This window comes from Saccharopolyspora sp. (genome assembly GCF_017434145.1).
Lineage (GTDB): Bacteria > Actinomycetota > Actinomycetes > Mycobacteriales > Pseudonocardiaceae > Saccharopolyspora_C > Saccharopolyspora_C galaxeae.
Genome location: NZ_JAFRFW010000346.1, coordinates 1 through 1,631 on the forward strand (window position 1 = coordinate 1; position 1,631 = coordinate 1,631).

At 70.1% G+C, this 1,631-nt stretch carries 3 protein-coding genes; 2 read left to right on the forward strand and 1 reads right to left on the reverse strand.

Annotated features, from left to right (window positions below):
- The first annotated feature begins 78 nt into the window (after window positions 1–78).
- Both IJH84_RS09600 and IJH84_RS09605 read left to right on the forward strand, forming a co-directional pair.
- Window positions 79–408 carry a WXG100 family type VII secretion target gene (locus tag IJH84_RS09600; RefSeq protein WP_200071744.1) on the forward strand — a complete coding sequence of 110 codons (330 nt, stop codon included), beginning with the start codon at window positions 79–81 and terminating at the stop codon, window positions 406–408.
- 43 nt (window positions 409–451) lie between these two features.
- On the forward strand, window positions 452–748 hold the full coding sequence (locus tag IJH84_RS09605) for a WXG100 family type VII secretion target (protein WP_200071743.1): 297 nt from the start codon (window positions 452–454) through the stop codon (window positions 746–748).
- Window positions 749–838: 90 nt separating this feature from the next.
- Here IJH84_RS09605 and IJH84_RS09610 read toward each other — a convergent pair.
- A partial coding sequence (locus IJH84_RS09610; RefSeq protein WP_295142871.1) for a hypothetical protein occupies window positions 839–1,631 on the reverse strand: 793 nt, incomplete at its 5' end.

Below are 1,631 nucleotides of genomic sequence, written 5' to 3' on the forward strand. Positions count from 1 at the left end.
CCGGTGGCCGATGCCGCGGCCGTCGCGGGCTCGGATGCGTAAGCCGCTCGTGCGTCCAGGAAAGGATGGGTTCTCCAGATGAGCACCAAGTTTTCGGTAACCAACAACGCCGTCGGGCAGGCCGCGAGCAAGCTCGACGACGACGCCGCGCAGCTCGAACAGCTCGCGCAGCGGCTGTCCTCGGCGCTGGAGGAACTCATGCCGCACTGGAAGGGCCAGGGCGCGACGGCGTTCCAGCAGCCGAAGGAGCAGATCACCCAGGGCGCCAAGCAGTGCGCCACTGCTGCCCGGGCGCTGCAGGGCAAGGTCGCCCAGGCCGGGCAGTCCTACCAGACCGGGGAGCAGGACCAGGCTTCCCAGATCAAGAGCCAGGCCGCCGGTATGGACCCGGCGAAGTTCAACTTCTGACCGGCGTACGCGACCGACCGGAGCAGACCTCGAGGGAGATGCGATGACCAGTGGCGTGTTCGGGTACGACGAATCGGCCGGGCAGGAGGCCGCCCAGGCCGTGCAGGGCGTGCTGGGCGAGATGCAGGCGCTGATGGACAAGATGCGCGGGGACATGAACCAGACCACGGCCAACTGGGAGGGCGACGAGTCCGGCCAGTACCAGGGGATCATGGGTCAGTTCAATTCCGGTGCGCAGCAGGTCAGCGGCGGGATTGAGCAGATCAAGTCGATGATCACGGGCACGACCGACGCGGTCGGTTCGATGCGCGGTCAGGTCCGCAAGGCCCTCGGCAGCTGACCGGTCGCGCGCCGCCGCGAAAACCCAATAGGCACAACGAAAACGGACCCCGCGACGGTTTCGCCGCGGGGTCCGTTCTCGCGTTCCGCCTCAGATCAGGCTCTGCACCCAGGTGATGCCGCCGGCGGCCACGAACGCCAGCGGCGGGATGGCGACGACCGCGAGCGTGTCGAGGACGTTGAGCACGCGGCGCATCCGGGCCGCGGTCACGTCGTCGAGGCTCGTGCGGGCGGCGACTAGCAGGACCGCGGTCAGCACGACGAGGATGCCCAGCGCCACCCACGGGCCGACCGCGGGCAGGTTGATCGTGATGCCCAGCGCGGTGACCACGACCCCGAACACCGCCGCCAGCAGAAGCGGCAGCACGTGCGCCGCACGGGAGAACAACCGCGCGCGCAGTGCGAAGGCGGCCGCGGCCAGGAACGCCAGCACCACCGCCAGCGGCTCACCGGTGGTCGCCAGGCCGAACTCCACGACGCTGAGCACTACCGCGACCCCGGCCACCAGGCCGACGAGGATCCGGTGACCGTGGTGCACCGACTCGGTGATCTGGCCCCGCGCGGGGGAATTGCCGTCCTCGTGCGCGCGGGCCAGCCGCACCAGCGAGGACTGGCTCACCGCGAGCTGCGGCGCCAGCCCGAGCGCGAACAAGCCGAGCACGAGCAGGATTCCGCACACGGTGACCATCGGCAGCCCCGCGAGCAGCGACACGGACCCGATCGCGCCGAGCGCGAGCAGCGTGCAGCCGGCGGCCACCACCGCCTGGATCTTGTTGTCGCTGATGAAGAACAACGCCAGCCCGATGCCCGCGGTCGTCAGCGCCAGCATGACTTGCCCCGCCGGGCTCAGCTGCAGCCCGGCGCCCAGCGCGTAGCCGATCATC

Excerpts from the sequence above, each read along its gene's own strand:
- IJH84_RS09605 (WP_200071743.1), top strand. The coding sequence starts at position 452 with ATGACCAGTGGCGTGTTCGGGTACGACGAATCGGCCGGGCAGGAGGCC.
- IJH84_RS09600 (WP_200071744.1), top strand. The coding sequence starts at position 79 with ATGAGCACCAAGTTTTCGGTAACCAACAACGCCGTCGGGCAGGCCGCG.